The sequence below is a fragment of the Ilumatobacter sp. genome, from assembly GCF_041688325.1.
Lineage (GTDB): Bacteria > Actinomycetota > Acidimicrobiia > Acidimicrobiales > Ilumatobacteraceae > Ilumatobacter_A.
In genome coordinates this window covers 1-5202 of sequence record NZ_JBDNIJ010000219.1, presented here as the reverse complement: position 1 = coordinate 5202, position 5202 = coordinate 1, and the positions used below count along the sequence as shown (strand labels likewise).

Below are 5202 nucleotides of genomic sequence, written 5' to 3'. Positions count from 1 at the left end.
CGTTGCGATACAGCAACGGCTGATACGCAATAACGTCACCATCGGTGCCAGCCAAACCGGCAGCCGCCCACACATTGTCACCACGCAAAAACGTTGTGCCGCTCGGCGTCCCGGTCGGTGTGACCACCGCCAACGTTCCCAACCCAAGATTGGTGCGGGCCGTTGTGGTATTGGTCAGATCATTCAGGTTCGCAGTCGTCAGCATGTCGCCACCACCGACCAGACCGCTGACGTCTAGGTTGAGGCTGGTGAACACTCGCCCGTCAGTGATCATCCCGTTCGTGATCGTGACAACTCCGGCCAGCAACGAGATCGTTGCGATCAGTAACGTCGAGTCCGCTGGCAGTGCCGCGCCAGACTCGACTGTCGCATTGTTACCGGCCCGCCCTCCGACCACCGATGGGTCGTTGATAGCAAGGTAGACGTATTCGGTGCGATCCACACCGGCGGACGCCACAGTGAGAACAACCGTCGCCTCTGAGTCAACAAAGTATTTGCCTTGACCGGTCACTTCGTCCCCGGCGACGGCGCACCGGAACGGAGTGACACTAATATCCATGCCACCGGCAGCCGTGACTACTCCACCGCCAGCAAAAAACCCTTCCTCTAGAAGAGCGTCATAGAAGGTGCGGTCCCAAACGGCAGGGTACTCGACGTTCTGCATCCAGAGCGGACCTTTGGCAAGAGCAACGGAAGCCATATCAGCAACACTAGCCGACTAGATGACTGTCGAGTGCCACTCGATCGTAGCGAAGCCGGATGGTACCCCGCCGACCTGGCCGTCGAATGCGATCTCGGTGACACCAGGAGACAGCAGCACGTCGTCCCACACCCATTCACCGAAGTTGGTGTACGGGTAGTAGGAGGTGCCGTTGTCTCGGAAGATCGTCTTGTTCAACGTCCGCAACCTGGCGAACTGTCCGGGCAACAGTTCCTGGTTCAGCTGGATCTCCACGCCGCCAAGCGTCACTTTTGCACCAGCCTCGAACGGCCCCTGGACCTGCATTTCCCAGCCCGACTTCGAGTTGCCTTCGTTGTTGACGAGAGCCGCCCCGACCGGGACAAGCAGTTCAGGGTAGGAGCGGTTGAAAGCGAGGTTGTAGTTGCGGCCTTCCGGTACGTCGCCGGGTAGCGCCGCCGCCCAGTTCGGTGCATCCTGTGGGTCACCGAGCGACATGCTGCCAAGCGGGTTTCGGAACTGGACAGTCAGCGCCGGGTACTTCTGTGCGTCGATCGTGAACGGCCAGGAGTCGCCGCGGACTGTAGCCCACTGCCCGATCGTGTCGCCGGGGTACAGCCAGTACAGTCGCGGCCGGAGCCGCGGGTTGCAGTATCGGACCAGTTCGTTACGGAGTTCCCTGGTCTTGTAGTTGGCGGCCGACGCCGAGCATTTGATGTGGGATGCGAGGCGGGTGGTGACCGTGATCGCCGACGCCCCGTAGTACAAGGTGTCGTCGAAGACGCCGTCCATCAGTGACCGGTTCTTCACGTTCGCACGGATTTCGGGCGAACTGATCTGAAACGATTCGACGACGAACGGTTTGTCACCGAGTTCGAGGCGGCCGAGTGATGGTTCCCATAACGCCATCTTGGATGGGCCGACCTGTGGCGGCGGTGCGTAAGCCATACTGCGACTCTACCTCTAGCCAGCTAGTCAGCTGGGAGTTCGTTGAATACGGCCCCGACTTCGAGGGCCCCGTCGCCGGTGAAAGACATCGTCATCGAAACGCATTCGACGTTCACGGTCGGCGGTGGCGATGCCGGTCCGGCCAGCGACGACGGTACGACGAGGACGGCCCTGTCGCCGGGAGAGATGCGCGACGCGCCAATCCAATGTTCGGTGACGTAGGTGACGTTCCAGTGAGACAAACCCAAATAGCTGATGGCTAGCTCGCCGTCGGCGGCTTCTTGCAGGTATGCCTGCGTGAAGTCGTTGGGTCTCGCTATCGCCGTCTCCCACAAGCCTCTCGGGTCGGTGGCGATGTCAGGGTGGGTTGAGAACACGGGGACCGTCGCCGCACTGCCTGACGCGAAAACACTGTTGGCGAACCCGACGCCAGCTGACGCTCTCTGCATTTCGTGGACGTTGATCCCCCACATGAGCGGCTCGACGATCGGTACGGCAGCGTCACGGCTGTAGACGTGGAGTTGCAGTTCCGAGTCGATCACCCAGTAACAGTTGGTGGCGTTCATCATCTCTTCGAGGACGCTGCCGATGTTCTGGCCGGGAAGCCAGTCGACCGATGTTGTCACCCCCGTCACTATGTTGCCAGCGGTGATGCCGAGGTCGCCGCCCGGTTTCGCTTGCGTGTGCTGGATTGCATCCCACACGATCGTCCCGACGTCGACGGCGCTGGCGAGCAGGCCGCCCGCACCGAACAGTCGGCGGTTCATTAAGCGTTCGTAGGTGACCGCCTGGAACGAGACTCGGTCGTCGCCTTGCGAGTCGAAGTCCTGCCACACCGCCCACAAGCGGTAGCGCATCGGGAAGTCGCCGAGCAACCAGAGGTCGGTGACAAGTTCGTCTACGACGGCGGCTTCCGGTGCGCCACCGAGCACCACCAACGTCACTGATGCACCGGCCAACGTGACAGCCAAAGATGCCGTCGCCGAACCGAACGAAGTGACGGGCTGTATCGGGGTGCTGCCCGACGACGGACCAATCGACGGTTCAATGTTGAATGACTGGTCCCCTGCGATGATCCTTGCCATCAGAGACGCATCCCGGCAGCCGACAGTGCGGCGATTGTGCGCTGCGCCACCAGATCGGCGTCAGTAGAGTTTTGGATGACGGTTCCCCGCATAGTGATGAGCGGACCGGAGAACGCATTCCGTGCCTTGGCAGTCGACTTCGGCGGCGTCCGCAGCGGAGAACTGATCGGTACGTGTTTCACAGGTTTCGGAGGAACGGGTAGTGCACCCCCGACCTGGGCGAGAATCCGGTCGATCTCCGCAGCGGCCATCCCCGCCGCGGTTGCTGCGGCCGCTTTGACCTCAGCCGAGCTAGTCAGAGCTACGACTCCCGCCGCTTTGGTGATCTCCCGGATCTGTGCGGCCGTCAGACCGGCGTTCTGACCGGCGAGAAGCACTTTGTTTGTGTCTTTCGATCCGCCACCGACCAGCATCTTGAACCTGTCGAGCCAGTCGTCTCGCAATGATTCTTCCGCCTTTTTTACGGAAGCCTGCAAGGCGAGGTAGCTTTTTACTGCGTCGGCGATCTCTTTGGTCATCGCTTTCGCTGCATCCGAGAACGCTTTCAGCTGATCCTGTTGCGACTTGATAGCAAGCTCTCGTAGTTCGTCTTCGTTGTCGAGACGCAACTGGAGGAACTTTGCTTCGTCCTCTCCCACCCGACGCATCTGGAGCATTTCGGCTGTGTGGCGTTCGTCCATGTTGCGTTTCTCGTTGTCGAAACCCAACTGGAGGATCCTTGTCCGGTCCTCTTCCACCCGACGCATCTGGAGCATTTCGGCTTCATGGCGTTCGTTCATGTCGGACGCCTCTTTTTCGCGGACACGACTGTCCAGATCGGCTTCCGCTTGCGCCCGGGCGATCGGGTCGAGGTTGCGGTTCGCTTCGGCGATGCGCAGCTGAATCTGTTCGATCTCCTGTTTCTGCCGGAAGCTCAAGTCGGACTTCTCGCCCTGCTGCCTGCTCCGCACCGCGACGGTTGAGTCTTCGCCTGCGCGCTTGAAAGCGAGTAGTGCGTCTTTGGCTGCCAGGTCGGCTTGGCCTGACTCGTCTTTCTGTCCTCTCTTTACTGCGGCGGCAGCGTCTTCGCCTGCCCTCTTGAATGCAATCATTGTGTCTTTGGCTGCCAGGTCGGCTGTGGCGTCGACCGCTTCGGCTGCCCCCAGCAACTTCTCCGCCTTGGCGACACGGTCTTCCGCTTTTTTGAGAGCTTTCTTACCGGCCGCACCGGTGAGCGCTTTCGCCGCCGCGAGTTCCGCAAGGGCTTCTTTGACGTCGGCTTTGCTGCTCTTGATGGCGGCGTTGATTTCGTTGTTCTTTATCTTCGCGTCGAACTTGTCCCACACGGCGGTCATCTGGTCTGATGCTGCGCTGGCGAGGTCTGTGGCCGTCGAGAATCGGGATTCGGCCCCGTCCCACATGTCGGCCATCGCTTCTCTTGTGCCGTCCGCTACGGCCCGGGCGAGTTCTGCGGCGGCCCTGGCGGCGGCTTCCCGCTTGGACAGAAGAGCCTGAATCAGTCCTTCGGCAGCGAAGAAACCGATTTCCATCATCACCCTGGACGGCGAATGGACCATGAGTTCTTCCCCGGCCCCGCCTGATATGGCCGCGCCAAGATTCGCTCCAGCAATCTTTGTTCGCCTGATGCCAGCTTCCAGTTCGGCGACCAGACCGTTGACGGCTTCACGGCCAACGATGGTCAGTTCGTCGGAGGCGTCGATGGCGGCGGCGGCATCTTCGAAGTTGATTCCTTCGGCTTCCATCGCCGCCGGGATGGCTTTCAATACGTCTTCGATCGAGATGACGCCGTCAGACATTTGCTCGGCCAGCGACGGGACAGCCCCCGCCGCATCCTGTGTTGAGTCGACCAGCGACGTGTCCATGACCGCAGCGCTCATGGCTGTCGAATTGTAGAACTCTTCGAGCTTGGCGCCGCCATTCTCGGCGTCGGCGACCAGCATTGCGAGCGCCGGTGCGAACTCGATGCCGACCTCGCCGAGCGTCCCCGCGAACTCTGCCGTCTGCTTTTCCGTCAATCCCAGCGAAGCGCCGACGCCAGCGGCAGCCGTCGCAATGTTGCCCTTCCAGCCAGCGACCGCCGCCGAGTTGGTGTTGAGGTCTGCGATCATTTTGTTGATGTCGTTGTTTGACGACTCGGCCAGACCGCTGAGCGAGAGAGCAGCACCGTCAGTGGACGAGTTGATGTTGTCTTCCCATTCCTGGTAGGCGTCGGCCTGCTGTTTCAGGATGCCTTTGACTTTCCCGAGGCGTTCTTCGTCGAGTTCGCCCCACGATTCTTCGATGGCCCTGGCGGCTGCGTACCCCGCTTCCCCCATCTCGCGTCGGGCCTGATCGTACGCTGCCCGTCCTTCCATCAACTCCCTGTGGGCTTTGGCTTCCTCCTCCCTGATGGCGACTTGGTCCAGGCTGGCAATCTGTAGAGAGGCCGTCATGTCTTCCGCTTCTTCCTTGACGACGTCCGAGGTTTTCGTCATCACCTGTTGGACGGTT

3 protein-coding genes and 1 pseudogene are annotated in these 5202 nt (G+C 60.9%); all 4 read right to left on the bottom strand.

Translation table 11 applies throughout. From position 1 onward, the window contains the following. Window positions 1–700, bottom strand: a pseudogene (locus ACH2EI_RS12455) (hypothetical protein); the annotation flags it as partial. 18 nt (window positions 701–718) lie between these two features. Further along, a complete protein-coding gene (locus tag ACH2EI_RS12450; RefSeq protein ID WP_395160256.1) occupies window positions 719–1627 on the bottom strand; it encodes a hypothetical protein in 909 nt (302 codons plus the stop codon). Window positions 1628–1650: 23 nt separating this feature from the next. Further along, window positions 1651–2712, bottom strand: a complete 1062-nt coding sequence (locus ACH2EI_RS12445; protein ID WP_395160254.1) for a hypothetical protein — start codon at window positions 2710–2712, stop codon at window positions 1651–1653. After that, a partial coding sequence (locus tag ACH2EI_RS12440) for a hypothetical protein (protein ID WP_395160252.1) occupies window positions 2712–5202 on the bottom strand: 2491 nt, incomplete at its 5' end. The genes ACH2EI_RS12445 and ACH2EI_RS12440, both read right to left, overlap by 1 nt.

What these genes read in the sequence shown, in the direction of transcription:
- ACH2EI_RS12450 (WP_395160256.1), bottom strand. Translation starts at nt 1,627, where the DNA reads ATGGCTTACGCACCGCCGCCACAGGTCGGCCCATCCAAGATGGCGTTA.
- ACH2EI_RS12445 (WP_395160254.1), bottom strand. Translation starts at nt 2,712, where the DNA reads ATGGCAAGGATCATCGCAGGGGACCAGTCATTCAACATTGAACCGTCG.